This window comes from Actinomycetospora sp. CA-084318, from assembly GCF_050955885.1.
Classification (GTDB): domain Bacteria; phylum Actinomycetota; class Actinomycetes; order Mycobacteriales; family Pseudonocardiaceae; genus Actinomycetospora.
Genome location: NZ_CP192098.1, coordinates 1,992,584 through 2,019,570, shown reverse-complemented (window position 1 = coordinate 2,019,570; position 26,987 = coordinate 1,992,584). Strand labels below are relative to the sequence as shown.

The following is a 26,987-nucleotide window of genomic DNA, read 5'->3' as shown; positions in this document are numbered from 1 at the left end:
GTTGATCACGGACCGGGCAGCCGGGCGAGCCAGCCCGGCACAGCGGGCGCGGCGAGCGAGCACCTGCGGCGGCCCACCACCCCCGGCGACCGCCGTAGGTGCTCGTTGATCACGGACCGGGCAGCCGGGCGAGCCCGGCACAGCGGGCGCGGCGGGCGAGCACCTGCGGCGGCCGACCACCCCCGACGACCACCGTAGGTGCTCGTTGATCACGGACTGGGCAGCCGGGCGAGCCAGCCCGGCACAGCGGGCGCGGCGAGCGAGCACCTGCGGCGGCCGACCACCCCCGACGACCACCGTAGGTGCTCGTTGATCACGGACTGGCTGCGGCGGCGTCGCCGTGCGGCCCGCAGAGCCCCGGCCGGCGCGTCAGCCCTGCGCCTCCAGCGCGATCCCGGTCACGATGTGCGCCCCGCACACCGCCCAGCGACCGTGGAACTCCGCGCGCAGCTCGTCGTCGACGACCGGGCCGGGGACGAGCAGCAGCGCGCGGAAGGTGCCGTCGGGGCTCGGCGTCAGGACGGCCTCCTCGAAGCCGAGCCAGCGCCCGGTCAGCGGGTACCACGTCTTGTAGACCGACTCCTTGGCCGAGAAGAGCAGCCGGTCCCAGTGCACGTCCGGGTGCTCGGCGCCCAACCGGGCGAGCACGGCCCGCTCCTCCGGCGAGGACACGGCCCCGAGCACGCCGTCGGGCAACGGCCCGTGCTGCTCCGCGTCCACCCCGACCGAGCGCACGTCCACCCGGCGCGCCACGGCCGCCCCGCGGAAGCCCGCGGTGTGCGTGATCGACCCGACCACGCCGTCCGGCCACACCGGGGACCGCTTCTCCCCCACCGGCACCGCCGCGGCCGGCGCACCGAGCGCCGCGAGGGCCTCCCGGGCGCAGGACCGCGCGGTGGTGAACTCCGCCCGCCGGGTCGCCACGGCCTTCGCGACGGCGGGTTCCTCGTCCGGGTGCAGGGGGCCGACCCCCTCGTCGTCGAACCGGACGGCCGTGGCGACGGTGGCGGGCAGGATCTCCGCGAGCGGGTTCACCCCGTCGACCCCCACCGGGCGCCGTGGTCGATCGCCCAGGCGGTGAACGGGTCGGGGATCTCGGGCTCGGGAGCGGGCAGGATGCGCCGCACGGGGCCGCGCACGAGGTCGTGGCGCTGCCACTCGCGCGGGTAGCCAACCGACACCTCCTCGAAGCGGACCTCGTCCTCCCACGTGGTCCGCGGCAGGTGCAGGTGCCCGTACACCACGGCCGCGGCGTCGTACTCGACGTGCCAGCGGGCCGTCTCGGTGGTGCCGCACCACAGCGAGAACTCCGGGTGACGCAGCACCCGCAGCGGCAGCTCGGTCAGCGGCCAGTGGTTGATCAGCACCGTCGGCATCCCGGCGGGACGCTCCGCGAGCCGGCGCCGGGTCTCGACGAGCCGCTCGGCGCACCACGCCGCGGGACCCTCGTACGGACGGGAGGCCATGAGGAACTCGTCGGTGCACACCACGCCCGCCTCGCGGGCCGCGTCGAGGGCCTCCCCGGTGGACATCGCGGCCATGTCGGGGCGGACCCGCCACGAGTAGTCGTAGAGCAGGAACATGGGGCAGACGAGGTGGCCGTCGAACACCGGCCACTCGTCCTCGGGCGTCAGCACCCCGAGCGAGCGGCAGAGCTCGACGAGGTGGTCGTACCGCTCGGGCCCGACGAGTTGGACGTCGTCGCCGGGCGGGGTCCACAGGTCGTGGTTGCCGGGGACCCACAGGACCCGCGCGAACCGCTCGGCCAGCAGCGACAGCGCCCAGCGGACGTCGGAGACCTTGTCGGCGACGTCACCCGCGACGATCAGCCAGTCGCCCGGGTCGGTCGGGTGGAGATCGCGGACCACCGCCTCGTTGCCCGAGCGGTTGACGTGCAGGTCGCTCGTGGCGAGCAGACTGGGAGCCATCGGACGATCACTCTAGCCGCGCCGCGTCGCGCGGGATTCGCCATGATGATCCCGTGCCCCCGCGCCACCTGACGTCCCTGCCGATCCCGCAACGCCTGCGGTCGGCGATGGCGGAGACGGACTACGACCGGGCCGGGCTGCTCGAGGGGCTCACCGGGGACCAGCGCCGCATCCGCGTCGAGGTGCTCTCGGCGCTGGCCGGCGACGGCGTGGGCATCGAGACGATGCGCGAGGCCATCGAGCGGGACCGGCTGGGGCTCCTGCTGATCGAGCGGACTCTCGCCCCCGAGGACGGCTGGTCGATGTCGGCGATCTGCGCGCACACCGGGCAGGACCCGGAGATCGTCTCGAAGTGGTTCCGTGCGCTGGGGCGCCCGGTGTCCACCGACCCCGACGAGGAGATGTACACCGACGAGGACACCGAGATCGCCGCGCGCATCGAGCGCTACCGCTCCCTCGGGTTCTCCGACGAGGAGATGATGCCGGTGGTCCGCGCCATCGGCCGGGGCGTGCTCAACATGGCCGACGCGCTCGGCGGACTGCTCGGCGAGGCGCTGCTGGCCGCGGGCGAGCCCGAGCCGGAGATGGCGCTGCGGTACGCGATCGAGGCCCGCCAGATCGCCGAGCAGGACATGCTGCACCTCACGCACCTGGTCTCGGTGGCCCTCGCCGACCGGATCCGGTCGCACGCGCTCGCCGTCGAGGAGTCCACCGCCGGCCGCCTCCAGGGCGCCCAGGAGGTCTCCGTCTGCTTCGCCGACCTGGTGGGCTTCACCGACCTCGGCGAGAACGTGTCCGCCGCCGAGCTCTCCGAGGTCGCCGAACAACTCTCGGCGTGCGCCACCGACATCGCCACCCGCCCGGTCCGGCTCGCGAAGACGATCGGTGACGCGGTGATGCTCGTGTCCTCCGACCCGACCGCGCTGGTCCGCGCCGCCGTGGAGCTCGCGCGCCGCTGGTCCGACGCCGACGACGGGCGCCCGGACGTGCGGGTCGGGATCGCGAACGGGATCGGGGTGCCGCACGCCGGCGACTGGTACGGCCCGCCGGTCAACCTCGCCTCGCGGGTCACGACGACCGCCCGCCCGGGCCAGGTGGTGGTCACGGCCGCGGTGCACGACGCGGTGTCGCGGGCCGGGGACGAGGCCGAGTTCCGGTGGCGGGTGGCCGCGCCGCGGCGGTTCAAGGGCATCCGGGGGGCGCAGCGCCTCTACCGGGTCACCGCGGCGTCCTGACCGGGGTCATGGACGGTGTCCTGACCGGAGCCCGCGGGAGGACCGACGAGGTGCCGGGGCCGGCGGCGGTCCGCTCCCCAGCGACCGCCGCCGACCCGGGCAGTCGGCGTTCCCCGAACACCGACACCAACCGTCCGTCGGTGAGGAAAGAGTGAGGCACGGACCACGCGTTCGTCCAGCACGAACCCTCGATCACCACATGAGTTCACCCGGTGGAGTGCTACTTCGAGGGCTTGCGCGCGTGCTCCCCGGCCCGCAGGCGCAGGAGGTTCACCGCGACGCCCATCGTCAGGATCACGCCGAGGATGAACAGCACGAACCCGACGGCGGGCGCCGAGCCGGTGAGGACGAGCGCGAGACCCACGAGCAGCAGCACGGCGGCGAGCGCCCAGCCGGCGAGGAGCAGTCGCATCGGCGTCGTCCCGAAGCGTGCCGCGAGGCGTTCCACCATGGTCGGAGTCTATCCGGCGCTCAGGCGGCGAGGCCGAGATCGTCGAGCCAGGAGACGACCGTACGCGCGGCGAGGGCACGCACGGGGCCGAGCAGGGCGCGCAGCTGCGCCGCGGCCCCGAGCGTGCCGGCCCGGTCGAGGTGCCCGCGCTGGAGCTGCTCGGCGAGGGCGACGACCTGGGCGCGACGGTCTGCGGCGAGGTCGTCCAGCGACTCGACGTTGGCCAGCACCGAGCGCGCGGCGACCCGCGCCTGCTCGCTCGTCCGGTGCTGATCGTGCACAACCGGGACGTTATGTAAAGTACATCGATGTCACTCCCTGCATCCACGTCGAGCGGTCGATCGGCGCGCCCGACGGTCGTTCTCGCTGGTCAGGCAGGCTGATGCACCGGTCGTGCGAGCATGATCACCGAGCACCTGCGGCGGTACGTGAGGTCGGGGGGGCGCCGACGGTGCTCGATGATCATGGGCGCCCCGACGCCGTGCTGCCACGGAGGGAGGGGCGCCTCAGCGCACGTTGAGCGCCCGCAGCGCGGCCGGACCGGACGCCGCCGGCACGACGACGGTCCGCGCGGCCGACTCCAGGCGCGGGAACACCGCGCGGTAGTGGTCGAGCGGCAGGCCGAGCAGCTCGCAGAGCAGCAGGCGCAGGAGCGTCTGGTGCGCGACCACGAGCACGCGCCCGTCCGGGAACGCCGCGACCACCTCGTCGAGCACCGGCCGGGCGCGGGCCACCGCGGCATCGCCGCGCTCGCCTCCCGGGAACGGGCTCGAGGCGGGCGCCGCGAGGAACGCGTGCAGCGCCTCCGGGAACCGGTCGGCCATCTCGTCGCGGGTCAGCCCGTCGCCGGCCCCGAAGTCGACCTCGACGAGGGCGGGGCGCACGTGCAGCGGTGCCCCGGCCGCCGCGGCCGCGGGCTCCGCGGTGCGGTGGGCCCGGGACAGCGGCGAGCAGTAGACGGCGTCGAGCCCCGCGTCGCGCGCCCAGTCCGCGAGCGTCGCCGCCTGGTCCAGCCCCCGCGGGGTCAGGGCGACGTCGGTGCGGCCGGCGTACCGGTTGTCGGCGTGCCACTCGGTCTCGCCGTGGCGCCCCAGGACCAGCTCGGTCACGCCACCCACCCCCGCTCGACGAGCGCCGCCCGGAAACGGCCGTAGCGGTCCTCGAGCGCGGCGTCCGGCCGCGGCTCGTAGGTCTCCCCCGCCGTCGCGCGGCGGACGTCCCGCGCGGCCGCCACCAGGTCCGGCTCGCCGCCGTCCGCCTCGACCGCCGCCCGCGCCAGGATCGCCATCCCGACGGCGGGTTCGGCGTGCTCGGGGCGCTGCAGCGCCACCCCGAGCACGTCGGCGCGTCGCTGGTTCCACCACCGGTTCGCGGTCGCGCCGCCGGTGATCGACCGCTCCCCGTCGACGTCGGCGCCCAAGGCCGCGACCCGCTCGAACGCGAGCCGCTCGACGAACGCGATGCCCTCGGCGAGTCCGGCGAACGCGGCGGTCTCCCCCACTGCGGAGGCGAGATCGGCGAGCGACCGCGCCGCCGCGTCGTCGGGAAGCCAGAACCCCTCGGCTTCCGGAGCGTCGAAGGGGAACCGCTCGCCGCGGCCCCGCAGCGGCAGCACCACCGGCGGGTCGACGGGTTCGCGCTGCAGAGCCGTCGTGACGACGTCGAACCGGTCGGGCTCGACGACGTCGGAGAGCACGGCGGCACCGGTGTTCGAGGCCCCGCCGGGCCACCACCAGCCGCCCTGCGGGCCGCGGTGGCAGTAGACGGTGCCGTCGGGGTCGCGCAGCAGCTCCTCGACGACCCCTTTGAGCACCAGCGTCGTCCCGAGGACCACGTTCCACTGCCCCGGGGCGACGGCGCCCGCGGCGAGCTGCGCCGCGCATCCGTCGGTCATGCCGGCGACGACGGGGGTCCCGACGACGAGTCCGGTCCGGTCGGCGGTTCCCCGTCCGATCCCGCCGAGGACCGTCCCGGGCGGGACGACCTCGGGCAGGGCCGCGGGGTCGAGCCCGAGCGCGACGAGCACGTGGGTCGGCCAGTGCCCGGCGAGCGCGTCGTAGCCGGTCTTGAGCGCGGTCGAGGCGTCGGTGGCGGTGGCGGTGCCGGTGAGGTGGGCGGTGACGACGTCGGTCTGGTGCCGGTAGCCGGGCGCCGGGTCGAGCGCGAGCAGGGTCGGGAGGGCCCACGAGTCGCCCACCCGGTAGCCGAGCCGGTCCCACACCGCGGCGCCCGCCTCGCGGACCCGCGCGGCGTGGCCGTGGCCGCGGGCGTCGTCGTACATCACCCCCGGCCCGTCCGGGCGCCCGGCGGCGTCGACCGCGACGACGCTGCCCGAGGTCCCGTCGACGGCGATCCCGCCGACGGCCGCCGGGTCGTCGAGCCCGGCGAGGAGCTCGGCGAGGACCTCGTCGACCGCGGCGCACCAGGCCCCCGGGTCCTGCTCGTGGCGGGCGGAACCGTCACCGGCCCGCCACCGGCGGCTGCGCAGCGGGCGGGACGCGACCGCCGGGAGCGGTCCGTCGTCGTCGACGGCGGCGGCCCGCACGCTCTGCGTGCCGAGGTCGACCCCGATCCAGACCTGCCCGCTCACGCCTGCCCCGCCGCCTCGCGCCGGCGCGCGACGCCGGGATCGATGTCGGACCGGATGACCAGCGAGAGCGCGGCGACCAGGAGGTACATCACGCAGTAGGCGATGACCACCCCACCGCCCCCGAACACCGGGAACAGGGCGGTGACGGTGAGCGGGCCGAGCAGCGCCGCGCCACCCGCGCCCGTGTTGAGCACGGCCAGTGCCGCCCCCTTGTCCTTGAGCTCGACCATCGACGGCATGAGCGCCGACAGCGGCACAAAGCCGGCGAGCAGGATGCCGTACACGGCGCCCAGGATGGCGGTCACGACGAAGCTCTGCGAGGCGATCGCGCCGAAGTACCAGAGCGGCACCGCGACGGCGCAGCCGAGGCAGCCGAACACCGTCACGGTGCGCCGCCAGCCGAAGGAGTCGCCGAAGACCCCGAAGAAGAGGTTGGCGCCGATGTTCGCGGCGTAGGCGACCGTGGCGAGCAGGGCGACCTGCGCGGTCGTCAGGAAGCCCCCGCCCGGGGTCTCGGGGCCGAAGACGAACGGGAACATCGCGAAGAACCCGTACTGCGGGGCGGTGTTGACGAGCCGGACGAAGAACCCGGCGATCGTCCGCCGGTCACGCCAGAGGATGTCGACGCCCTCGGTGAGGCGGCGCAGGCTGGTGGGGTTCGGCATGGAGGCGTCGGCGATCGGGCGCAGGCCCTGCGGCTCGGTGACCGCGAAGCAGCCGATGGCGGCGCCGACCGCGACGAGGACCAGCGAGATCACCAGCGTGCCGTACTCGGAGATGCCGAGCGGCCCGACGGCGATCGCGGCGAGGGCGGCGCCGAGGGTGGGCAGGCCGCCGGTGAAGGCGAACCAGAACCAGCCGGCGGCCGAGCCGCGCATCCGGGGCCGGGCGATCGTCTGGATCCAGACGAGGAAGGCGAACGCGAAGAGCGGGTAGGCCAGGCCGCGCACGGCGTACGTCGTGATGATCAACGTGGCGTCCTGCGCCGGGATCGCGACGAACAGGAACAGGGCCTCGAGCACGATCCAGATCGCCGCGCCGAGCCACATCACCCGGCGCGGGCCCCAGATCGCGGACAGCGTGCCCGAGAACCAGGAGGCCACGAGCGCGGCGACGCCGTAGAGGGTGACGGTGGCGAAGGAGGCCTGCGCGCCGTCGAGGCCACCGCCGGCCGGATCGGCGAGGTAGGCGGACAGGAAGCTGGTCTCGACGCCGTCGCCGATCATGAAGATCAGGACTCCGACGAAGCCCCAGCGCAGCGGGTACGGGATGCCCCACCGTTCGATGCCGGTCAGGGGACCGTCCGCGGTCGTGGTGGTCATGGGATGCGCCCTTCTGTCTGAGTGCGGCGCATCACTTCTAACAAAGGATCTGTGAATTTAACAAGGCTCGGCGACGGTCACACGGGTGTGCTCACCCATCTCCTCGAGGAGGGCCGCGGACGTCCCGTCGTCGACCACGAGGTCGTCGAACGCCGCGAGGGGCCGCAGGTGGTGCAGCGCGCGGCGCGGCGCCTTCGAGGAGTCCATGAGCAGCACGCACCGGTCGGCGACCTCGAGCATCCGCCGCTTCACGACGACGATCTCCTGCTCCTGGTGGAACGTCATCGAGCCGGTCATCGACGAGGTCGAGACGAACGCGGCGTCGACCGACACCGCCTCCACGGCCTCGAGGCACCCGACGCCGCCGAACGAGTCGTGGGTGCGCGAGTAGTCGCCGCCGAGCGCGATCAGCCGGACCTCGGGAAAGGTCTTCAGCAGCTCCAGCGCCGGCAGGTAGTTCGTCACCACGGTGAGTGGGCCGACGTCGCCCAGGCGTTCGGCCAGCGCCAACGCCGAGGTGGAGTCGTCCAGCATGATCGACGACCCGGGTTCGACGAAGGCCAGGGCGGCCGCCGCGATCGCGTTCTTCTCCGCGCGGCGCACCGTGCGCCGGTAGTCCGAGTGCGACTCGAACACCGACGTCGGCTGGGCGGAGACACCGCCGCGGTACTTCCGGACGAGGCCGCGGCGCACGAGCTCGTCCACGTCGCGGTGGACGGTCATCAGGCTGACGCCGGTCAGCTCGACGAGCTCGGTCGCGCTGGCCGACCCGGCCGCGAGGACGTGGTCGACGATGCGCTGCTGGCGGGTGGCGCGCGAGCCCCCGCCCCGGCCCGGCCCGGCTTCGCTGCTCACGCGCCCAGCATCGCCGACGGCGACGCCCCCGCGGAGCATCCGGGCACGAACGACACTTCCGTGATCACATCTTCGATGTTAATTTCACATCGACGCGGGAGGGAAGAGCATGAGCGGAACCCGAGCCGTCGTGTTCGACCTCGACGGCGTGCTCGTCGAGAGCGAGCACCTCTGGGAGGAGATGTGGACGCGGTACGCCGCGCGCCACGACGTCACCTGGACCGCCGCCGACACCGAGCACGTCCAGGGCATGAGCGCACCGGAGTGGTCGGCCTACCTGGCCGACCGCGCGGGCGGCCACGACGACGCCGCGGCCTGCGAGCGGGCGGTGGTCGACGGCATGGTCGACGCCCTGGCCGACGGGCGGATGGAGCCCTACGCCGGGGCAGCGTGGATGGTGCGCGACGTGGCGGCGCGCGTGCCGGTTGCCCTCGCGACCTCCGCGCCGCGCCGACTGATCGACGCGGTGCTCGACGCGCACGGCCTCACTCGGGCGTTCCAGGCCACGGTCTCCTCGGCCGAGGTGGACCGGGGCAAGCCGGCCCCCGACGTGTACCTGGAGGCCGCCCGTCGGCTCGCCGTCGACCCGGTCCGCTGCGTCGGGGTCGAGGACTCGAGCAACGGCATCCGCGCCGCGGCGGCCGCGGGCATGACCGTGGTCGCCGTCCCGAACCCCACCTATCCCCCGAAGCCCGACGCCCTCGCCCTGGCCACCTGCCACGTGGACGGGGTCGACGCCGCGCACCGGGCGATCGTCGACCTCCTGACCTGACCCTCCACATCGAAGGAGCCACCCGATGCTGCGTGTGCTCGCCGCCGGCGACCACTTCGTCGCGCCGCGGACGTTCCTCGACGCGTTGCGCGCCGAGGACGTCGGCGAGTTCGAGTCGACCACCCTGACCGCCGGCTGGCCGCAGGAGCCCTTCGGGTCCGTCGGGAGCGGGGAGAGCGTCGTCGACGAGGCCTCGGGCACCGAGGAGGAGCTCGTCGAGGCCCTCGACGGCGTCCGCGTGTGCCTGACCCAGATGGCGCCCTTCACCGCGAAGGTCTTCGAGGCCCGCCCCGAGCTGGAGATGGTGGCGGTGTGCCGCGGCGGCCCCGTCAACGTCGACCTGGCGGCCGCCGACGCCGCCGGTGTCGCGGTCGCCCAGGCCCCCGGGCGCAACGCCGCGGCGGCCGCGGAATTCGCGGTCGGCATGGTCCTGGCCGCGCTGCGACGCATCCCGCTCGCGGACTCCGAGCTGCGGGCCGGACGTTGGCGGGGCGACTTCTACCACTACGACGAGGCCGGGCTCGAGCTGGACGGCGCCACCGTCGGCCTCGTCGGCTACGGCGCCATCGGACGGATCGTCGCGCGCGTGCTCCGGGCGTTCGGGGCGACGGTGCTCGTCTCCGACCCCTACGCCCCGGACGAGGACGGCATCGAGCTCACCGACCTCGACGACCTGCTGCGCCGCTCGGGCGTGGTCTCGCTGCACGCCCGGCTCACCGACGAGACCCGGGGCATGATCGGCGCCCGCGAGCTGGACCTGCTCCCGCACGGCGCCGTGCTGGTCAACACCGCGCGTGGCGGGCTGCTGGACTACGGGCCGCTGCCGGCCGCGCTGGAGTCCGGTCGACTCGGCGGCCTCGCGCTCGACGTGTACGACGTCGAGCCGCCCCCGCCGGACTGGCCGCTGCACGCCGCACCGAACGTCGTCGCGACCCCGCACCTGGCTGGCGCCACCCGCCAGACCGCGCACCGCGCGGCCGCCATCGCGGCGGGCGAGGCCGCCCGGTTCCTGCGCGGCGAGGCACTGCGGCACCCGGCGAACACGGTCGGGGGGAAGCGATGATCATCGGGCTGGACGTCGGCACCTCCATGACCAAGGCCGACGCCTACGACGACGACGGGGTCAAGATCGCGTCCGCGGAACGGGCCTCGCGGCTGGACCAGTACGACGACGGGCGGGTCGAGCAGGACCTCGAGGACGTCCTGGCGAGCGCGGCCGACGTCACCCGGCGGGTGGTCGCCGAGGCCGGCCGCCCGGTGCGGGCCCTCGCGATCACCGGCCAGGGCGACGGGCTCTGGCTGCGCGACGGTGACGGGTACGCCACCCGCCCGCCGATCTCCTGGCTCGACGACCGCGCGGGCGACCTCGTGCGGCGCTGGCAGGACGACGGCACGGTGCAGCGGGTCTACGGCCGGACCGGCTCCGGGCTCTTCCCCGGCTGCCACGGACCGCTGATTAACCACCTCGCCGAGCACGAGCCCGAGGCGCTGGAGCGGGCGACGGTGGCGGGCTACTGCGTCGACGCCATCGTCCAGCGCCTCACCGGCGAGGTCACCGTGGACGCGTCCGACGCGACCCTGCCGTTCCTCGACGTGACCACCCGCCGCTACGACGACGAGGCGATCGCCGCGTGCGGCATCGCCGACCACCGCCGCCTGCTCGCCGAGCCCACCCCGGCCGGCACGGTGCTCGAGCTCGACCGGCGCGGGGCCGAGCTCGTCGGCCTGCCGGTCGGGACCCCGGTGACCGGCGGGCCGTTCGACCTGCCGGGCTGCGCGATCGGGGCGGGCCTGTCGCGGCCCGGCGACGGCCTGCTCATCCTCGGCACCACGCTCGCCTGCGAGGTCTTCACCGACACCGTGGACCTGGACCCGGCCGACGAGCCCGCCGGGATGTGGATCTGCACGCCCGACCCGGGGTCGTGGCTGCGGGCGATGCCGGCTATGGTCGGGACGGCGGGGCTGGACTGGCTGCTGAACCTGCTCGGGGTGGGCATCGACTCGCTCGGCGACCTGCTGGAGGGCACCGCGCCCGGTGCGGGAGGCGTGTCCGCGCTGCCGTTCCTGTCCGCCTCCGGGGAGCGTGCGCCGTTCCTCGACACCCGGGCCCGGGGCCAGCTGGAGGGCGTCACCCTCTCCACGACCCGCGGCCAGGTGGTGCGGGCGGTGTGCGAGGGCATCGCGTACACGGCGCGGAACTGCTTCGAGCGCGCCGCCTCGGCGTCCCGGGTGCCCGGCCGCCTCGTGGCGTGTGGTGGCGGGTCCCGGTCCGGCCCGTGGGCGCAGATCTTCGCGGACGTCCTGGACGTCCCGCTCGTCGTTCCCGACGACCCCGGGCTCGGCACGCGCGGCGCCGCCGTCAGCGCCGCCCGCGCGCTCGGCGACGAGCTCGACCCGGCGGACTGGGCGGCGCCGTCGCGCACCGTCGAGCCGACCGCGCACGCCCACGAGCACTACGAGCCCGGCTACCTCCGCTACCGGGCGCACGTCGACACGGCCCGGGACTTCTGGGCCCGGCAGGCGCAGGGCTTCGCCCGTCCTGGTACGACGACGCGGTGAGCGATCCCGATCTCGACACCGCGCGCGCCGACGTCGCCGAGCACGCCCGCCGCCTCGTCGCCGACCGGCTCGTCGCCGGGACCGCCGGCAACCTCTCGGTGCGGGTCGGCGACCTCGTCGCGGTGACCCCGACCGGCGTCGCCTACGACACCATGACCGCCGACGACGTCGTCGTCGTGGACCTGGACGGGACACCCGTCGTCGGGAGCCTCCGGCCGACGAGCGAGCTGCCGCTGCACCTGCTCTGCTACGCCCGGCACGGAGCGTCGGCGGTGGTGCACACGCACTCCGCCGCGGCCGTCGCGCTCTCCCTGCTGCGCGACGACGTCCCCCTCGTGCACTACCAGACCGCGATCTTCGGCGGTGGCGTGTCGGTCGCCGAGTACGCCCCGTACGGCACCGACGAGCTGGCCGCGAACACCTCGGCCGCGCTCGCCGACCGCACCGCGGCAGTGATGCGCCACCACGGCACGATCGTGCTCGGCTCCACGCTCCGCGCGGCCTACGACGGGGCGGCCCACCTCGAGTGGCTGTGCGACGTCTGGCTCCGGGCGTCCGCCGTCGGGACCCCGCGGCTGCTCGCGGAGGAGCAGGTCGCGGACGTCGTGGAGCGGCTGAAGGGCTACGGCCAGCGCTAGGGTCGCCGGCGTGCGGACGGCACTGCGGTACGCCGCGCCGGGCCTCCTGGCTGCGGTGATGCTGCTCGCGGCCGACCTCCTCGACGACCGCGCGGTGCTCTTCCCCGAAGCCGTCGCGCTGGGCTACGGCCTCTGGACGCTGGGCCGGAGGGCGTGGGCGGCGCCCGCGGGCCTGGTCGGGGTCCCGACGGCGGGTGCAGCGCTCGGCGTCGTCGCGGCGGGTCTGCCCGGGCCGTGGTGGTGGCGGGCCGCGGGGGCGCTCGCCGTGATGGTCCTCGTCCTGCACCTGGTGCGCAGTCCGCTGATCCCGGCGGTCTCGGCCGCCGTCCTGCCCGTGGTGTTCGATCTGCGCGGACTCGGCTACGTCCTCGCCGTGGCGGCGTGGTGCGCCGTGCTGGCGCTCAGCGTGTGCCGGGTGCGGGCCCCGCGGGCCCCGGCGTGGCCGGGCGGGCGCCTGGCGGCCTTCGTGGTCGCGGCGGCGGCGTGGATCGTGGTCGTCGGTGCGGTCGGGCTGCCGCCGCTGCTCTGCGCTCCTCCGCTGCTGGTGGCGGGTCTGGAGTTCGCGGCGCGGGCCGGCGCGCCGGTGTCCGGGTCGGCCACCCGGCGCGTGGCGCTCATGACCGCGGCGGGCGTGGTCGGCGCGGCGGCCGCTGGTCTGCCCGGCCCGACCTGGCTCGCGGGCGGCCTCGGTGTGGTCCTCGTCGTCGGGCTGGCGGCCCTGGTGCGCGAGCCGCTGACCCCGGCCGCCGCGCTCGTCCTCGTGCCGTTCGTGGCCGGGACGTCCGACGCGCTGCTCGTCGCCGGGGCGTTCGCGGCGGGCGGGCTCGTGCTGACCGTGGTGCCCGCCGCGCTGGTCAGAGCAGGAGGGCGGCGAGGAAGGCCAGCAGCAGGATGACCGCCACGACGAGGACCGCGGCGGAGCCCACGGCGGGAAGATCCGCCTGCGTGCCCGATCGGCCGCACCGGGTGACGAGACGAGATCGTTTCCCGAGGACGGGTCACGCCCGGCCCGCCTCCCGCGATGAAGGCACGTGACCTCGCCCGGACCGCGTGTCCCCCAGTGGCCCGGCATGCCGACGGCCCGCGCGATCGCTGCCGCCGCGGGCGCCCGCAGTGTCGGGACGCAGCACGTTCTGCTGGCCGTCCTACGGCGACGCGCGGCCGACACGGCCGCCCTGCTCGACGCGGGCGGGGTGGAGGAGGACGCGGTCACTGCGGCGCTGCACGGCATCGCGGGGACCGGGTGTCGCACCGGCGCGGTGCCGGTCGAGCGGGTCCCGGTGTCGCCGCGCGTCCTGGCACTGGTGCGAGCGGCGGACCGACCGGACGCCGGGAGCGGGTCGGTGAGCGATCTGCAGCTCCTGCGCGCCCTGCTCTCCGACGACGAGCCCTCCCTCGCACAGTTGGCCCTGTCCTCGCTCGGCGCGCTGCGCCGAGTCGTCCGGGCGCTCGACGAGGCCGGCGGAGACCTCGTCGGCGCCTGACCCCTACGCCGGCCGCACCGCCACCATGTTCATCGCGACCCCGGTGAGCACCGCGCGGTCGTCGTCGGTGAGCACCTCGATGGCGGTCCGGACGATGCCGCGGTCGGGCTTGGACCGCGAGACGCGGGACTCGACCACCGTGGTGCGCAACCGGACCGGCTCGTCGGGACGCAGCGGCGCGGGCCAGCGCAGCTCGTCGACGCCGGGCGAGGCGAGGCTCGCCACCGCCGAGATGTAGTGCGCGCAGTACAGCCGCATCATCAGCCCGGCGGTCTGCCAGCCACTGGCGATCAGCCCGCCGAACGGGCCGGTCGCGGCCCAGTCCGGGTCGGTGTGCAGACGTTGCGGGTCGTACTGCCGGCCGAACGCGACGATCTCGTCGGCGCTCACCGAGACCTTCCCGTACTCGTAGGTCTCGCCGACGACGTAGTCGGCGAACCACCGGTCGTCGATCGGCGCGGCGAAGTCGGTCGAACTGAGCACCTCGGTCACGGCAGCGATCATGGCACCGACCGGTACTCCGGGCCGTCCTCGCCGGCGCGCCAGACGACGAGTCGCCGCGCCACGATCTTCAGGGCCACCGAGAACGTCTCCCGCCACGCCGCGAACGACTGCTCCCCCAGCTGATCGGCGTACTTGGCCGCGAACGCGTCCTCGCCGACCGGGCGGTCGTCGAACTCCGCGACCCCCTCCAGCAGTACGACGTCGGTGCCGCCCGCCGCGGTGTCCAGGTGCAGCGCGACGGCGGGGTCCCGGCGCAGCTGTCCGATCTTGGCGGTGTCGGGCCGGCTGAACACGGTCACGGCCGGGTCGGACCAGCGGAACCACACCGGCACCGCGTGCGGCCGGCTCGTCGCGAGCCAGATGACCGGCTCGGCGTGCAGGCGTTCGTGGGCGTGCGCGAGCAGTGGGTCACCCGGGTCGAGCAGCATCGTCGGTCCTCCCCGTCGTCGTGGTGGAGGCGTACTGTGCCCGGTTCGTCCGGAGACGTCACCACTCCGGGCCGGACCCCGCGGAGTCGACGAGCTCGGTCAGCGACGCGACCTGACGGGCCACCGGCAGCGTCGCGGTCGACACGCCGATCACGCGGCACCCTGCGGTCGCGGCGGCGAGCACGCCCGGCGCCGAGTCGTCGAGGGCCACGCACTCCCCCGGCAGGAGACCGAGCCGCCGCGCGGCCGCCTCGTAGACGTCGGGCGCGGGCTTGGGCGCCATGCCCGCCCCGAGCCCGACGACGGCGACGAACGCGTCCCCGAGCCCGAGGGCGATGAGTTGCTCCCCGACGAGATCGGTCGGGCTGTTCGACGCGACGGCCAGCGGCACGGCGAGGGAGCGCACCAGGTCGGCCGCCCCGGGCATCAGCCGGACCTGGTCGATGCGCGCGCGGTAGGCCGCCAGGATCTCCTCGCGGGTGACCTCCCGGCCCGCCCGCTCCCCGAGGCGGCCGAGCGTGGCGTCGGTGTCGAGGCCGTGCAGGGCGCGGTCGTCGACCTCGGTCCAGCCGGGTGCCACCGCCGCCGCGGCCGCGCGCCAGACCGGGGCGGTGTCGGCGAGGAGGCCGTCGAAGTCGAACAGGACCCCCCTCACGGTGCGACCACGATCAGCGCGATCAGCGAGTGCCCGACCCCGAGGCCGGGCGCCGCCCCGTGCTCGAGGGCGCAGAGGTCCGCCGCCAGCGCCCGTCGTCGGGACGGGGTCCGCCCGAGGGCCGCCTCCTGCTCGAGCGCGCGGTCGAGGCGCGCGTTCCAGAGCGCGGCGAAGGCGGCGAAGAAGGCCGTGACCTCGTCGGGGGCGTGGCCCGACGGCGGGTCGAGGTGCAGGGCGGGGAGGTCCACCGCGGTGTCGCCGTCGTAGAGGGCGTTGACGAGCCCGCGGTAGTCGGGCAGGCCGGGGTGGAAGGCGCCCGTGGTGGTGTGGCGGCCGACCGTCACGGCGCGGTCGTGGAACTCCAGCGCGGCCAGGGGGACGTCGGCCTCGAGGACGGCCGCGTCGATCGACCATCGGCTGTGGGTGCTCATCGGCGCGGCCACCGGGTCGTCGCCCGCGTCCTGGAAGAACGACATGCGGTAGTCCCACCGTTCGTCTTCCCAGTGCGTGGGCCACTCCGGCGACCAGCGTCCGAGGGTGTCGACGACGACCGCGGTGGGCCGGTCCCGGCGGGCCGCGTCACGGAGGAGGCGGACGAGGGTGGTGCGGAAGTCGTCGTGGTCGAGATGGGACCACGGGGCTCCCGCGGAGAGCCAGAGATCGGGCGCGAGGTCGAGGTCGTCGCGCACGTCGGCCTGCACGAACCGGACGCCGGTCCGGTCGGCGTGGGTGGTGGTCGCCGTCGTGACCATCTCGGGGTCGGGGTCGATGCCCGTGTAGTCGAGCGGGCGGTCGGTGGCCGCCTCCAGCAGCGCGAGGCCGTCGCCGGTGCCCGCGCCGACGTCGACCACCCGCACCGGATCGCCCTCGACGAACCCGAGGGCGCGGTCCAGGATGCGGTGGTTGACCGGCTCCTCCCAGAACCGCTTCACGGGGTCGCGGCGGCGCGGCGAGAGGTAGTGGGCGGACGCTCCCGCGTAGGAGGTGGTCATGATCCACATGGTGCCCCCGATCGACGCGTGGAGGATGACTCCGTGACCGACGACCCGTACGCCTTCGCCGACTCCACCTGGATCGACGCCACCCCGCACCACGTCTACGACGTGGTCTCCGACGTGACCCGCCACGGCGAGTGGAGCGAGTTCACGCGCGCCTGCGAGTGGGAGGACGCCACCGGCCCGGTCGTCGGCGCCCACTTCACCGGCCACAACTCGCGGCCCGGGCGCGACTGGTCGACCCGCAGCGAGGTCGTCGTCGCGACACCCGGCCGGGAGTTCGCCTGGGAGGTCCGCGACGGCTTCGTCCGGTGGGGCTTCACCATGGCGTCCGAGCAGGGCGGCACCCGGCTCACCGAGAACTGGCAGTTCCTGCCGCCGGGCCGGGCCTGGGTGCGGGAGACCTTCGGCGAGGACGGGATCACGCTGCGCGTGAACGACGCGCGCACCTCGATCCCCGCCACCCTCGAGCGGATCAAGAAGGTCATCGAGGGCTGAGTCGGCGCGCAGGATCCGGTTCCGCCGCGCGATGTGCTCGCTGACAGGCTGTTGCCAAATTAGTCCTGCGTCGGCTCAGTCCGGTAGCGATCAGCGTTGAGGTTGACCGCTGGTGGGGGGTTCGCGGCCCGCGCCGGGGTGCCCGCGAAGCGGGCGCCCCCGCGCTGTTGTCTCAGGTGGGGGCGGCGTGGAGGCGGTGGAGCTTGCGTAGGTTGTGGGCCAGGGCGGCGAGGGTGACTTCGGCGTCGGCGGCGGCCAGTCCGCGGCGGGTGATGCGGGCGAGGAGTTTCTTGACGTTGCCGATGCCGGGTTCGACGGTGGCGCCGCGGCGTTTGTAGGTGGCCCGGCCCTCGGGGGTCCTTAGTCGGTGGTCCATGCGTTCGCGGGCGGTCGCCTCGGGCGGCGGCTCGCCTTCGGCGGGGTGTTCGCGGGCGGCCCGCTCGACGGCGCGGCCTTTGCCCAGCGCGATCAGCCGGTCCGGGCCGGGGGCGGTGAGGTTGGCGTGGCTGGCATAGCCGGCGTCGGCGAGCACGACGCCGATCCCGCCGTGCTCACCGGGGCAGGCCTGCGGGTCGCGGGCCAGGGCGATCTCGACCGCGGCGGCGACCGCGGCCTGGGTCATCGGGGTGAACCAGGCCCCGTCGAAGGGGTCGTTGGTGGCGCGGACGGCGAGCACGAGCTGATCGTCCGAGACCACGAACTGCACGTTGTAGCCCTGGGTCCAGCCCCGCCTGGTCTTCATCAACCGCGAGTCGGGGTCGGTCAGATTCCGCAGCACCCCAGCCCCCGACCCCGACCCCGACCCCGACCCCGCCTGCGGCTCGGCGGACGCGGCGGCGAGTTGGCGGGCGAGGTGTTCGGCTTTGGCCCGGGCCCGGGCCAGCGCTGCTTCGGCGCGGACCACGACCACGGCCTTGTCGACCGGGCGGGGGCAAGCGCCCTGGGGGGCGTAGTAGAACAGCGGGCGGGCCCGGTGATCAGCCCAGCCCTGGTGCCACCGGTCGATCTTGGTTTGCTGCTCGGCGCGTAGCCGGGCGACGTCGGCCTCGCGGGCCTGGACCCGCACCTCGAGCTTCGCGGCCTTCGCCGTGAGGTCGGCCTGCGCGCTCTGCCCGGCGTCCTCCAGCTCGGCCAAACACGTCTGAATCCGTGCCTGCCGGTCTCCGGCCCCCTGCTCAGCCCACCCCGCCGGGCCCCGATCGCCACCCTCAGGGTCACCTCCGGCGTCGAGTCGCTGTCCTTCGGCGGCGTCAGTGGCCGCGGCGGCCTCGACCCGCTCGGCGGCCTGGCGGGCGAACCAGTCGCGGCCGTGGTTCGCCCCGGGTGAGGCGTCGCCGGTGAACTTCGACCCGTCGATCGCGACCGTGCCGACCTGCCCCAGCCCGGCCCGCGCACACAACCGCAGGACCTGGGCGAACACCTCGACGAACTTCTCCTGGTGCGCGGCGCGGAACCGGGCGATCACCGTGTGGTCGGGAATGTCACCGGCGCAGAGCACCCGGAACGCGACATCGGTGTGACAGAGCCGCTCGATGCGCCGCGAGGACTGCAGCCCGTTGGCATACGCGTAGATCAACAGGCCGAGCAGCAGGTCCGGGTCGTAGCCCGCCCGGCCCGCCGTCGATCCCGTGTCCGGACCCTGCTCGCGGCGCCGTGGCCGCCGCGCGAACACCGACGTGTCCATCGCCGCGATCACCTCGAGCAGGAACCACACCAGATGATCCGCCGGCAGCCACTCACGCATGTCCGGCGGCAGCAGGAACCCCTGATCCCGCCGCACCGGCCGATACCCCTTTGCCACCCCAAGATCTTCCCGACCACCGAAGATCAACAGAAGAGCGAATTGGCAACAGCCTGCTGAGCGAGCACATCGCTCCGCGCGTCCTGATCTTGTCCGGTCACATCCCGCCGACGCCGAACTCGTTGCCGTCCGGGTCGCGGAAGATCGCCTTGCGGACGCCGTTCTCGTAGGTCTCGGTCGTGGTCGGAGCCATGCCGGCGCTCGTCAGGAACCCGTCGAGGTCGTCCAGGAACACCGTCGCGTGCGAGTGCCCGGCCCGGCCGGGGCTGAGCTCGACGTAGACGAACCGGTCCTCGGCGATCTCCCAGACGGCCTCGTCGTCGTTCGGCCGCATCACCGGCTCCGCACCGAGCAGGCGGGTGAACCAGGCGACGGCGGCCTCGAGGTCGGAGACCCGGAAGCCGGCGAAGAGGGCAGGAGGCACGCGCCCATCGTGCCCCGGTGTCGTCAGGACGGCTGCAGATCCAGGCCCTTCACGAGCCAGGCGAGCGCGAATGCGAACACCGCGACCGACTCGAGCCAGAGCAGGAAGCGGATCTCGTCGCGGACCGCGGAATCCAGCACCAGGGCGCCGACGACGGCGACCACCAGCGCGAGCACGATGATCACGCCGCACACCCGGAACAGCACCCGACGACCCCGCGGCACCGTGTTGACCGCGACGCCCGGGTCACGCGGGAAGAGGAACAGGCAGAACACGGCCATGCCGACGAAGAACACCGCGGCCGCCGTGATGTGCAGGCCGCCGACGAGGCGCTGGAGCGTCGTCGGGTCGGGCGGGGTGGTGGGGCACAGCCCGACGATCGCCGCGGCGATCCCCGCCACGATCCCGACGCGGCGTTCCCAGACGCCGTAGCGGTAGGTCACGAGGAACACCGCGAACGCGATCTGGGCGCCGACGAAGATGTTCGCCGAGTACGTGTAGTAGTACGCGCTGATCGAGCTCTGCACCGAGTCCCAGAAGCTCGGGGCCAGGTGCGTGCCGTTCGCGGCGTCGACCACCAGGCCCCAGACCCAGTTGAAGACCACGACGAGCACCGGCAGCGCGAACCCGGCCGTGCCGACCAGACGACGTTGCAGCAGGTGCGAGCGGATGAACCAGCGGTCCTCGAGCCAGTCCGACACCGCGAAGCCCGCCACGGACGATCATCGTGCCAGGGCGGACACCAGATCGGCGTGGTGGGCGGCGGCGACGTCCGGGTGGGCCCGCAGTCGCGCCTTCAGCAGGTTGTCGCCGAAGGTGCCGGAGATGACGTTGTCCGGGTCGGCCGTGACGCCCCGGGCGCGGGCCGCGAGCTCGGGCGGGAGCTCGACGCGCGGCACCGTGGAGTCGAGCGCCGGGTTGAAGAAGAACGGGATCGACAGCCGCGTCTCCCCCGGCGGCGGGGACACGACGCGGTGCACGGTCGCCTTCAGGTAGCCGTCGGTGGCGAACTCCAGCAGCTCGCCGATGTTCACGACGAAGGCCCCGGGCACGGCGGGCGCGTCGATCCAGTCCCCGTCACGCTCGACCTGCAGGCCGCCCTTGCCGGGCTCGATCATGAGCAGGGTGAGCACGCCCGGGTCCTGGTGGGCGCCGACGCCCTGGCCCCGCTCCTCGCGGCCCGGGTATCGGATCAGCTTGATCAGGGTGGACGGGCGGTCGCCGAAGAGGCCGTCGAACCGGTCGGCCGGCCCGCCGAGCGAGAGCGCCCAGGCCGCCATCAGCCGCTGCGCGACGACGGTGCACCGGCGCTCCCAGTCGGTGAACACCTCCCGGAGCTCGGGCTGGGCGTCCGGCCACAGGTTGGGGCCCTCGAGCCGCATGTAGGCGGGCGCGTCGGGGTGGTCCCAGGTCGACCGCTCGGCGCCGAGGTCGATCTGCTCGCGCCAGTCGACCTGTCCGCGGGTCAGCTCCCCGCCGGTGCGGGTGTATCCGCGGAAGTGCGGGCTGCGCAGCATCTCGACGGCCCGCTTGGCCTCGTCGGGCAGCGCGAAGAACCGCTCGGCGGCGGCGAAGGCTCCGGCGACGACGTCGTCGGGGATCCCGTGGCCGGTGAGGTAGCAGAACCCGACGTCGTGGGTCGCCTCGCGCAGGTCGGTGCGGAAGGCCTCCGCCGCGGGGCCGCCCCGGTCGAGCTGCGCCAGGTCGAGGATCGGGAGCGCGCTCATGGCCGCCAGTATCGGCGACGCCGGCCCGGCCCGGTACCTGCTCCGGCCGGGACGGGCTCGCCGCCCGGACCGAACGACGCGTTCGTGCAGCGAGAAGCCACGAACGCGTCGTTCGTTCCGGCCGGGGCGGGGGCGGCCGGGAGCGCGAGTGCGGCGGAGTGCGCCACGGCCGGCGCATTCCGCCGCACTCGGTGGGAGACCGCTCAGGCCACGATCAGGTACAGCCCGTAGAGCACGATCAGGACGGCCACGGTCAGGCAGATCGCCCCGACCGCGGTGCCGACGGCCGGCGACAGGGCCGGCTCCGGTCCGTCGGCCCGCGGCGCCCGGGCCGCGAGCCCGACGATGCCGAAGGACACGAGCGCCGTCACCACGATGGCCGCGGCGAACGACACCAGGGCCACCAGTCCGAGGGAACCCCACGCGATGCTCATGCCTGCGCCACCTCACGCTGCTCGTCCGGGGCCACCGGCGCCGGCACGTCGTTGACGTTCTCGGCGGTGACCGGGGTGCGGCGCGAGGCCGCGTAGATGCCGATCGCCACGGCGATCGCGGCGACCGCCACGAGCACGGTCCCGACGGCGCCCTGCGAGGCCGCGAACGCCGCCACCGCGCCGACCACGGCCGCTGCGGGGAGGGTCAGGATCCAGGCGACGGCCATCTGCCCCGCGACGCCCCACTGCACGCCGGCGATACGGCGACCGGCGCCGGCACCGAAGATCGCCCCGGTGGCCACCTGGGTCGTCGAGAGCGCGAAGCCCAGGTGCGACGAGGCGAGGATGACCGCCGTCGTCGAGGTCTCGGCGGCGAAGCCCTGCGGGGTCTGGATGTCCGAGACGCGCTTGCCGAGGGTCCGGATGATGCGCCAGCCCCCGAGGTAGGTGCCGAGCCCGATCGCCAGGCCGGCCGCGAGGATCACCCAGATCGGCGGGCCCGAGTTCGGCGCGAGGACACCCGAGGCGATCAGGGTCAGCGTGATGACGCCCATCGTCTTCTGGGCGTCGCTGGTGCCGTGGGCGAGGGCCACGAGCGACGCCGAGACGATCTGGCCGCCCTTGAACCCCTTCTTCACGGTCTCGTCGTCGGACCGCTGGGTGCTCCGGTACGCGATCACCGTGCCGACCAGGGCGATCACGCCCGCGAGGACCGGCGAGATCACCGCCGGGAGGATGATCTTCGACAGCAGCGTCGGGAAGTGCACCGCGCCCGCACCGGCCGCCACGAGGACGGCGCCGATGAGGCCGCCGAACAGGGCGTGCGAGGAGCTCGACGGCAGGCCGAGCAGCCAGGTCAGCAGGTTCCAGAGGATCGCGCCGACGAGCCCCGCGAAGATGATGTACGGGTTGATCTTGGTCTCGTCGACGAGGCCGCTGGAGATCGTCTTCGCGACCTCGACGGACAGGAACGCGCCGACGACGTTGAGCACGCCGGCGATCAGCACGGCGACCTTGGGCCGCAGCGCCCCGGTCGCGATCGAGGTCGCCATGGCGTTGGCGGTGTCGTGGAAGCCGTTGGTGAAGTCGAAGGCCAACGCCGTCACGATGACGACGATGACGATCAGTGAGAGGTCCATGCCCTGACGGGTCCCTCCGGCGGTGTCGGTCGCGGTCGCCGATCACGTTAGGTACGGGCAACGACCGCCCACCGCTCACCGGAGGGAACAGGAGCTGAACAGCGCCTCCAGCGCTGGTAAAACCCGCCGGAAGAGTCCGGTTCGTCCGGCTGTCAGCGGCCGTTCGACCCGACGGAGCGACCCGGCGCCGCCGGCTCGTGGCCCGGTTGCGACGACGGGGCGACCTTCTCCTTCGCGACCGTCACCGCCGCGTGCACCGCCTCGCCGGCCTTCGCCTGCGCGACGCCGGCCGCGGCCTGCACCTGGGGGTTGTCGGCGACCCGTCGGTACGCGCGCGAGAGCTGCTCGTAGCGCTCCCGCCCCGCCCGGGCCCCCAGCACGTAGCCCACGCCCACACCCAGCGCGAACGGCAGCAACTTCATGTCCGGATCCTCCCGACGACGGCGTTGACCCATCCTGCCTGACGGCCCCGGATCCGCGTCGGGTACGGTCTACGACCAGAGCGGAACGGACACCGAGCCGGGCCGCAGGCGGTCCTCCTTAGCTCAATTGGCAGAGCATGCGACTGTTAATCGCAGGGTTACTGGTTCGAGTCCAGTAGGAGGAGCACTTCCCTCCCGGGCCGCGCGCACCGCGGCCACACGGTCAGCCGGCGGCAGCAGCGGGTCCGGCACCTCCGAACTCCGTGAGCGTGTCGCAGCCCTGCTTGCGCGTGTCGCGCACGAGTTCGCGATCACCGATGCCGGTCGCCGGGGGCCGACACCTCGACCGGCGGGTGCTCAGGCCCGGCCGAGCTTCTCCGCGATGCCCTCCGCGAGGGTGCGCACCTGGTCGGGGTCGGTGCCCGGGTCGGGCCGCACGTGCACCTCGATCCCCTCGGGCGTGCGGCGCTGCACGAACCAGGCGCCACCGCTGGGCAGGTCGTGGTGCTGGCGGGTGGTGATCACGCCGGTGACCCGGCGGTGCACCGTCTCGGGCAGCCGGCCCGGGTCGGGGAGCGCCAGGCGGACGGGGGCGGCGTCGGACAGGACGACCACCGAACCGTGTCGCGCCGACTCGGTCGCCTCCACGACCGACAGCGCGCCGTTCGCCCACGTCGCCTTCGAGATCAGGTGCCACGGGACGCGGCGGCCCCCGAACCAGAGGCCGAGGTCCGTCGCGAGGACCACGTCCCCCGCACGGGTCCGGGCGTCCGCGAGCACGCGCTCCTCGTCCTCGAGCGTGCCGGTGAACCCGTCGGGCGTGATCTCCCGGCCCAGCAGGACCGAGGCGAGGCGCTCCGTGAACTTCACGCCGACCACTGCCCGCCGATCGCCTGGTCGCGCAGGGCCTTCTTGTACTGCTCGAGCGCGACCAGGTCACCGAACAGCTCGTGGTACTCGTCGGCGTCGGTGACCGGCGAGATGCGCTGCAACCGGGACTTGATCTCCGCGACCTGGCGCTCGACCAGCGCGCCCTGCAGGGCGGTGAGCATGGAGGAGACGTACCGGTGGTCGTCGGCCTCGCGGGACTGCATCGGCTCGACGGCGAGCTCGGCCACCAACCGGCCGTACGACGGCGGGTTGATCGCCTCGGTGACCGCGGCGACCCACGAGGCCCCCGAGTAGCCGGTCGAGGTCCCGCCGGCGGCGAGGATCGCGCGGTGCACGGCGAGGTAGCCCTCGTGGGAGAACGCGTCGTCGGGCAGCGTGTCGTACACCGGCCCGGCGAGGGCCGGCACCTGCAGCGCCGACTTGAGCACCTCGCGCTGCACCCGCAGGCGCGGGTCGTCGCGCGGTGGCAGGGCCGGCCCCTCCGGAGCGGACGGCTCGACCGGCCGCACCCGTCGTCGGGAAGTCTGGCGCTGGTCCGCGGGCTGGCCCGCGGTCTCGCGCACCCGGCGGACCACCTGCGCCTCGTCCGCCCACCCGGTCCAGCCCGCGAGCCGGCGGGCGTAGCCGTCGCGCAGCTCGACCTGGCGGATCTGGGCGACCAGCGGGACGCAGCGCTTGAGGGCGGCGGTCTGGCCCTCGACGGTGCCGAGGTCGTACTCGTCGAGGATCGAGCGGATCGCGAAGGTGAACAGCGGCGAGCGGCGGGCCACGAGGTCACGCACCGCGGTGTCGCCCTTGGCCTGGCGCAGCTCGCAGGGGTCCATGCCGTCGGGGGCGGTGGCGATGAAGGTCTGCGCGGAGAACTGCTGGTCGCCGTCGAAGGCCTTGAGCGCGGCCGCCTGCCCGGCGGCGTCGCCGTCGAAGACGTAGATGACCTCGCCACGGTCGAACGAGTCGTCGAGCAGCAGCCGGCGCAGCACCGCGACGTGGTCCTCGCCGAACGCCGTCCCGCAGCTCGCGACCGCGGTCGGCACGCCCGCGAGGTGCATCGCCATGACGTCGGTGTAGCCCTCGACGATCACGGCCTGGCGGGACTTGGCGATGTCGCGCTTGGCCTTGTCGAGCCCGAAGAGCACCTTCGACTTGTGGTAGATCGACGTCTCGGGGGTGTTGAGGTACTTCGCCTCGATGCGGTCGTCGTCGAACAGCCGCCGTGCGCCGAACCCGACGACGTCGCCGCCCAGGTCGCGGATCGGCCAGAGCAGACGACGCTGGAACCGGTCGCGGTGGCCGCGCTGCCCGGGCACCGACAGCCCGGCCTTCTCGAGCTCGTCGAGCGAGTAGCCGAGCCCCAGCAGGTGCTTGGTCAGCTTCTCCCAGCCGCCCGGTGCGAACCCGCAGCCGAACTGCTCGGCCGCCGCCTGGTCGAACCCGCGCTCGGCGAGGAACTCCCGGGCGCGCTGGGCCTCCCCCGGCGCGCGCAGCTCGCCGGCGTAGAACTCGGCCGCGGCCTTGTTCGCGGCCAGCAGCCGGGAGCGCGTGCCGCGGTCGCGCTGGACGCTGGACCCGCCGCCCTCGTAGGTGAGCCGGTAGCCGACCCGGTCGGCCAGCTTCTCGACCGCCTCGACGAACCCCAGCTGGTCGATCTGCATGAGGAAGTCGATGGCGCTGCCGTGCGCCCCGCACCCGAAGCAGTGGTACGTGTTGTGGCTGGTCCGGACCTGGAACGACGGCGACTTCTCGTCGTGGAACGGGCAGAGCCCCTTGAGCGAGCCGGGGCCGGCCGGCCGCAGGGCCACGTAGTCGCCGACCAGCTCGTCGATGCGGTTCCGGTCGCGCACCTCCGCGATGTCGGAGTCCCGGATCCGTCCTGCCACGCCCGGCAGTTTACGACGACGCCCGGGGTGGCCGGGGGCCGCTCCGGGCGGCCGGTCGGCACGTCATGGTCAACGAGCACCCTCGGCGGCCGGACGGGCCGGCGGACGACCGCAGGTGCTCGATGATCACGGCGTCGCCGCGTCGATCGCGGCCGTGACCGCGGCGAGCGTCGCCGCCGGCTGTTCCACGTGCGGCAGGTGGCCGGCCTGCTCGACGAGGGTGAACGGGGCACCGAGCGTCGCGGCGTAGGCCCGGCCGTAGTCGACGTCGACGATCCGGTCGGCCTCGCCCCACACGACCGCGGACGGGACGGTGATGCCGCCGAGCCGGCCGCGCAGCGTCGGGTCGTGCATGTACGGCTCCCCCGCGTAGTCGGCGAAGACCGCCGCGTTGGCCGCCATCACCTCCTGCCGCTCCGGAGGCAGGGTGGTCGGGTCGATGCGGAACCGGTCGGGGTCGGCGTAGGAGAACTCGGCGATCTCGTCGATCCGCAGCCCCAGGATCGGACGGATCGGGTGGTCGGGGACCTCGATGCCGACCGCGTTGACGAGCACCACCGCGCCGACCCAGCCGTCGGTGTCCTGCAGGGCCATCTCGGCGGCGACCCAGCCGCCCATGGAGCTCCCGACGAGGGCGACGTCGTGCAGGCCGCGCTCCGCGAGCACCGTCAGGAAGCGGGCGGCGACGTCGGCGACGGTCCGGCACCCCTCCGGGCGCGGCGTGCCGTCGAACCCGGGCACCGTCGGGGCGAGGACGTGGTGGTCACCGGCGAGGGCGTCGGCCAGTCCGGCCACCGAGAACGGCCCTCCCCCGCCGTGCAGCACCATCACCGGGCGCCCGCTCCCCTGCTCCGCGACCGCCGGGGCGTACTCCGTCGAGGGAACCGTCGCGTAGCGCGCCATGACCGGGGTGACGTTCTCCGGGGTCATCGGCCGGCCACTCTCGACCATCGCGCGCAGGTCGCGGAAGTACTGCACGTAGAGGTCCGGCGTGAAGGTGTTGAGCAGGACGGCGGGCTCGTCGCCCGGGTTCTCGAAGGTGTGCGGCGCGCCGGGCGGGACCATCACGAGCGTTCCGGCGGGCGCGTCGTGGGTCGTCGTCCCGACGGTGAACCGGGCCGTCCCGCGGACGACGTAGAAGCCTTCGTCGTGCTGGGCGTGGCGGTGCTGCTGCGGGCCCGCGGTGTGCGGCGCGACGGTGATCTCGCTGATCCCGAGCCGGTGGGAGGTGGTGCTGCCGTCCTCGAGGATCCGCATCGTGACCGGGCCGAGCCCCGCGGTCTCCCCGGCGTCCGGACCGACGATCGACACCTCGGTCATGGCGACCTTCTCTCGTGAGAGTGAGCTTTCACGACGAG

The 26,987-nt window shown here is 74.2% G+C and carries 30 protein-coding genes and 1 tRNA gene; 9 read left to right on the top strand and 22 right to left on the bottom strand.

Annotation, left to right across the window (positions count from 1 at the left end):
* Positions 1-369: 369 nt before the first annotated feature.
* Complete coding sequence (locus ACQPYX_RS09915; protein ID WP_433802736.1) at positions 370-1,035, bottom strand: 4'-phosphopantetheinyl transferase family protein; 666 nt, start codon at positions 1,033-1,035, stop codon at positions 370-372.
* Positions 1,032-1,928: a metallophosphoesterase family protein gene (locus tag ACQPYX_RS09910; protein ID WP_433802735.1), complete on the bottom strand. Its 897-nt coding sequence runs from the start codon at positions 1,926-1,928 to the stop codon at positions 1,032-1,034. Before ACQPYX_RS09910 ends, ACQPYX_RS09915 begins: the two co-directional genes overlap by 4 nt.
* Before the next feature lie 53 nt (positions 1,929-1,981).
* On the opposite strand from ACQPYX_RS09910, the gene ACQPYX_RS09905 reads away from it, so the two are divergent.
* Entirely contained in the window at positions 1,982-3,163 is a 1,182-nt protein-coding gene (locus ACQPYX_RS09905; RefSeq protein WP_433802734.1) for an adenylate/guanylate cyclase domain-containing protein, read from the top strand.
* Positions 3,164-3,383: 220 nt separating this feature from the next.
* Here the strand turns inward: ACQPYX_RS09905 and ACQPYX_RS09900 are convergent, their stop codons facing one another.
* The 6 genes from ACQPYX_RS09900 to ACQPYX_RS09875 form a co-directional block, all read right to left on the bottom strand.
* Complete coding sequence (locus ACQPYX_RS09900) at positions 3,384-3,614, bottom strand: hypothetical protein (protein ID WP_433802733.1); 231 nt, start codon at positions 3,612-3,614, stop codon at positions 3,384-3,386.
* A 20-nt stretch (positions 3,615-3,634) separates the two neighbouring features.
* A complete protein-coding gene (locus ACQPYX_RS09895; protein WP_433802732.1) occupies positions 3,635-3,895 on the bottom strand; it encodes a hypothetical protein in 261 nt (86 codons plus the stop codon).
* A gap of 225 nt (positions 3,896-4,120) precedes the next feature.
* The gene (locus ACQPYX_RS09890) at positions 4,121-4,723 is read right to left on the bottom strand and encodes a histidine phosphatase family protein (protein WP_433802731.1); all 603 of its coding nucleotides are present in this window, start codon (positions 4,721-4,723) and stop codon (positions 4,121-4,123) included.
* On the bottom strand, positions 4,720-6,204 hold the full coding sequence (locus ACQPYX_RS09885; RefSeq protein ID WP_433802730.1) for an FGGY-family carbohydrate kinase: 1,485 nt from the start codon (positions 6,202-6,204) through the stop codon (positions 4,720-4,722). The genes ACQPYX_RS09890 and ACQPYX_RS09885 overlap by 4 nt, the downstream gene beginning before the upstream one ends.
* Positions 6,201-7,526: an MFS transporter gene (locus tag ACQPYX_RS09880; RefSeq protein WP_433802729.1), complete on the bottom strand. Its 1,326-nt coding sequence runs from the start codon at positions 7,524-7,526 to the stop codon at positions 6,201-6,203. Before ACQPYX_RS09880 ends, ACQPYX_RS09885 begins: the two co-directional genes overlap by 4 nt.
* Before the next feature lie 57 nt (positions 7,527-7,583).
* The gene (locus ACQPYX_RS09875; RefSeq protein WP_433802728.1) at positions 7,584-8,381 is read right to left on the bottom strand and encodes a DeoR/GlpR family DNA-binding transcription regulator; all 798 of its coding nucleotides are present in this window, start codon (positions 8,379-8,381) and stop codon (positions 7,584-7,586) included.
* 109 nt (positions 8,382-8,490) lie between these two features.
* Here ACQPYX_RS09875 and ACQPYX_RS09870 point away from each other — a divergent pair, with 109 nt between their 5' ends.
* The 6 genes from ACQPYX_RS09870 to ACQPYX_RS09845 all read left to right on the top strand — a co-directional run bounded on the left by ACQPYX_RS09870 (position 8,491) and on the right by ACQPYX_RS09845 (position 13,834).
* Positions 8,491-9,153, top strand: coding sequence for an HAD family hydrolase (locus tag ACQPYX_RS09870; RefSeq protein ID WP_433802727.1), 663 nt, complete (start codon positions 8,491-8,493; stop codon positions 9,151-9,153).
* 28 nt (positions 9,154-9,181) lie between these two features.
* Complete coding sequence (locus ACQPYX_RS09865) at positions 9,182-10,216, top strand: 2-hydroxyacid dehydrogenase (protein ID WP_433803704.1); 1,035 nt, start codon at positions 9,182-9,184, stop codon at positions 10,214-10,216.
* Positions 10,213-11,712 (top strand): FGGY family carbohydrate kinase, encoded by a 1,500-nt coding sequence (locus ACQPYX_RS09860; RefSeq protein ID WP_433802726.1) that lies wholly within the window; start codon positions 10,213-10,215, stop codon positions 11,710-11,712. Before ACQPYX_RS09865 ends, ACQPYX_RS09860 begins: the two co-directional genes overlap by 4 nt.
* Positions 11,709-12,350: a class II aldolase/adducin family protein gene (locus tag ACQPYX_RS09855; protein ID WP_433802725.1), complete on the top strand. Its 642-nt coding sequence runs from the start codon at positions 11,709-11,711 to the stop codon at positions 12,348-12,350. The genes ACQPYX_RS09860 and ACQPYX_RS09855 overlap by 4 nt, the downstream gene beginning before the upstream one ends.
* Before the next feature lie 10 nt (positions 12,351-12,360).
* Complete coding sequence (locus tag ACQPYX_RS09850) at positions 12,361-13,245, top strand: hypothetical protein (RefSeq protein WP_433802724.1); 885 nt, start codon at positions 12,361-12,363, stop codon at positions 13,243-13,245.
* Between the two features lie 175 nt (positions 13,246-13,420).
* A complete protein-coding gene (locus ACQPYX_RS09845) occupies positions 13,421-13,834 on the top strand; it encodes a hypothetical protein (RefSeq protein ID WP_433802723.1) in 414 nt (137 codons plus the stop codon).
* Between the two features lie 3 nt (positions 13,835-13,837).
* On the opposite strand, the gene ACQPYX_RS09840 is transcribed toward ACQPYX_RS09845, so the two are convergent.
* Genes ACQPYX_RS09840 through ACQPYX_RS09825 form a run of 4 tightly spaced genes read right to left on the bottom strand, consistent with a single transcriptional unit; the run spans position 13,838 to position 16,413 of the window.
* Positions 13,838-14,326, bottom strand: a complete 489-nt coding sequence (locus ACQPYX_RS09840; RefSeq protein ID WP_433802722.1) for a MaoC family dehydratase — start codon at positions 14,324-14,326, stop codon at positions 13,838-13,840.
* 8 nt (positions 14,327-14,334) lie between these two features.
* Positions 14,335-14,766 carry a pyridoxamine 5'-phosphate oxidase family protein gene (locus tag ACQPYX_RS09835; RefSeq protein ID WP_433802721.1) on the bottom strand — a complete coding sequence of 144 codons (432 nt, stop codon included), beginning with the start codon at positions 14,764-14,766 and terminating at the stop codon, positions 14,335-14,337.
* A 58-nt stretch (positions 14,767-14,824) separates the two neighbouring features.
* Positions 14,825-15,421, bottom strand: coding sequence for an HAD family hydrolase (locus ACQPYX_RS09830; protein ID WP_433802720.1), 597 nt, complete (start codon positions 15,419-15,421; stop codon positions 14,825-14,827).
* Positions 15,418-16,413, bottom strand: a complete 996-nt coding sequence (locus ACQPYX_RS09825; RefSeq protein WP_433802719.1) for a class I SAM-dependent methyltransferase — start codon at positions 16,411-16,413, stop codon at positions 15,418-15,420. Before ACQPYX_RS09825 ends, ACQPYX_RS09830 begins: the two co-directional genes overlap by 4 nt.
* Positions 16,414-16,455: 42 nt before the next feature.
* Between ACQPYX_RS09825 and ACQPYX_RS09820 the strand changes: the two genes are divergently transcribed.
* Positions 16,456-16,914, top strand: a complete 459-nt coding sequence (locus ACQPYX_RS09820; RefSeq protein ID WP_433802718.1) for an SRPBCC family protein — start codon at positions 16,456-16,458, stop codon at positions 16,912-16,914.
* A 172-nt stretch (positions 16,915-17,086) separates the two neighbouring features.
* Here ACQPYX_RS09820 and ACQPYX_RS09815 read toward each other — a convergent pair whose 3' ends face one another.
* The 7 genes from ACQPYX_RS09815 to ACQPYX_RS09785 form a co-directional block, all read right to left on the bottom strand.
* Complete coding sequence (locus ACQPYX_RS09815; protein WP_433800559.1) at positions 17,087-18,694, bottom strand: transposase; 1,608 nt, start codon at positions 18,692-18,694, stop codon at positions 17,087-17,089.
* 118 nt (positions 18,695-18,812) lie between these two features.
* A complete protein-coding gene (locus tag ACQPYX_RS09810; RefSeq protein ID WP_433802717.1) occupies positions 18,813-19,139 on the bottom strand; it encodes a VOC family protein in 327 nt (108 codons plus the stop codon).
* Positions 19,140-19,162: 23 nt separating this feature from the next.
* Positions 19,163-19,855, bottom strand: coding sequence for a DUF998 domain-containing protein (locus ACQPYX_RS09805; RefSeq protein ID WP_433802715.1), 693 nt, complete (start codon positions 19,853-19,855; stop codon positions 19,163-19,165).
* Positions 19,856-19,861: 6 nt separating this feature from the next.
* A complete protein-coding gene (locus ACQPYX_RS09800) occupies positions 19,862-20,866 on the bottom strand; it encodes an isopenicillin N synthase family dioxygenase (protein ID WP_433802714.1) in 1,005 nt (334 codons plus the stop codon).
* Between the two features lie 203 nt (positions 20,867-21,069).
* Positions 21,070-21,300: a hypothetical protein gene (locus ACQPYX_RS09795; protein ID WP_285588378.1), complete on the bottom strand. Its 231-nt coding sequence runs from the start codon at positions 21,298-21,300 to the stop codon at positions 21,070-21,072.
* Complete coding sequence (locus tag ACQPYX_RS09790; RefSeq protein ID WP_433802712.1) at positions 21,297-22,439, bottom strand: anion permease; 1,143 nt, start codon at positions 22,437-22,439, stop codon at positions 21,297-21,299. Before ACQPYX_RS09790 ends, ACQPYX_RS09795 begins: the two co-directional genes overlap by 4 nt.
* A 152-nt stretch (positions 22,440-22,591) precedes the next feature.
* Entirely contained in the window at positions 22,592-22,861 is a 270-nt protein-coding gene (locus ACQPYX_RS09785; protein ID WP_433802711.1) for a hypothetical protein, read from the bottom strand.
* 112 nt (positions 22,862-22,973) lie between these two features.
* On the opposite strand from ACQPYX_RS09785, the gene ACQPYX_RS09780 reads away from it, so the two are divergent.
* Positions 22,974-23,046, top strand: a tRNA-Asn gene (locus ACQPYX_RS09780).
* 172 nt (positions 23,047-23,218) lie between these two features.
* On the opposite strand, the gene ACQPYX_RS09775 is transcribed toward ACQPYX_RS09780, so the two are convergent.
* The 3 genes from ACQPYX_RS09775 to ACQPYX_RS09765 all read right to left on the bottom strand — a co-directional run bounded on the left by ACQPYX_RS09775 (position 23,219) and on the right by ACQPYX_RS09765 (position 26,949).
* The gene (locus ACQPYX_RS09775; protein ID WP_433802709.1) at positions 23,219-23,731 is read right to left on the bottom strand and encodes a hypothetical protein; all 513 of its coding nucleotides are present in this window, start codon (positions 23,729-23,731) and stop codon (positions 23,219-23,221) included.
* Positions 23,728-25,629 (bottom strand): DNA primase, encoded by a 1,902-nt coding sequence (gene dnaG, locus ACQPYX_RS09770; RefSeq protein ID WP_433802708.1) that lies wholly within the window; start codon positions 25,627-25,629, stop codon positions 23,728-23,730. The genes ACQPYX_RS09775 and dnaG overlap by 4 nt, the downstream gene beginning before the upstream one ends.
* 126 nt (positions 25,630-25,755) lie before the next feature.
* Positions 25,756-26,949 carry an alpha/beta fold hydrolase gene (locus ACQPYX_RS09765; protein ID WP_433802707.1) on the bottom strand — a complete coding sequence of 398 codons (1,194 nt, stop codon included), beginning with the start codon at positions 26,947-26,949 and terminating at the stop codon, positions 25,756-25,758.
* Positions 26,950-26,987: the final 38 nt, after the last annotated feature.

What these genes read in the sequence shown, in the direction of transcription:
- ACQPYX_RS09870 (WP_433802727.1), top strand. Translation starts at nt 8,491, where the DNA reads ATGAGCGGAACCCGAGCCGTCGTGTTCGACCTCGACGGCGTGCTCGTC.
- ACQPYX_RS09790 (WP_433802712.1), bottom strand. Translation starts at nt 22,439, where the DNA reads ATGGACCTCTCACTGATCGTCATCGTCGTCATCGTGACGGCGTTGGCC.
- ACQPYX_RS09910 (WP_433802735.1), bottom strand. Translation starts at nt 1,928, where the DNA reads ATGGCTCCCAGTCTGCTCGCCACGAGCGACCTGCACGTCAACCGCTCG.
- ACQPYX_RS09795 (WP_285588378.1), bottom strand. Translation starts at nt 21,300, where the DNA reads ATGAGCATCGCGTGGGGTTCCCTCGGACTGGTGGCCCTGGTGTCGTTC.
- ACQPYX_RS09860 (WP_433802726.1), top strand. Translation starts at nt 10,213, where the DNA reads ATGATCATCGGGCTGGACGTCGGCACCTCCATGACCAAGGCCGACGCC.
- ACQPYX_RS09835 (WP_433802721.1), bottom strand. Translation starts at nt 14,766, where the DNA reads ATGCTGCTCGACCCGGGTGACCCACTGCTCGCGCACGCCCACGAACGC.
- ACQPYX_RS09800 (WP_433802714.1), bottom strand. Translation starts at nt 20,866, where the DNA reads ATGAGCGCGCTCCCGATCCTCGACCTGGCGCAGCTCGACCGGGGCGGC.
- ACQPYX_RS09880 (WP_433802729.1), bottom strand. Translation starts at nt 7,526, where the DNA reads ATGACCACCACGACCGCGGACGGTCCCCTGACCGGCATCGAACGGTGG.
- ACQPYX_RS09785 (WP_433802711.1), bottom strand. Translation starts at nt 22,861, where the DNA reads ATGAAGTTGCTGCCGTTCGCGCTGGGTGTGGGCGTGGGCTACGTGCTG.
- ACQPYX_RS09765 (WP_433802707.1), bottom strand. Translation starts at nt 26,949, where the DNA reads ATGACCGAGGTGTCGATCGTCGGTCCGGACGCCGGGGAGACCGCGGGG.
- ACQPYX_RS09900 (WP_433802733.1), bottom strand. Translation starts at nt 3,614, where the DNA reads ATGGTGGAACGCCTCGCGGCACGCTTCGGGACGACGCCGATGCGACTG.
- ACQPYX_RS09825 (WP_433802719.1), bottom strand. Translation starts at nt 16,413, where the DNA reads ATGACCACCTCCTACGCGGGAGCGTCCGCCCACTACCTCTCGCCGCGC.
- ACQPYX_RS09845 (WP_433802723.1), top strand. Translation starts at nt 13,421, where the DNA reads ATGCCGACGGCCCGCGCGATCGCTGCCGCCGCGGGCGCCCGCAGTGTC.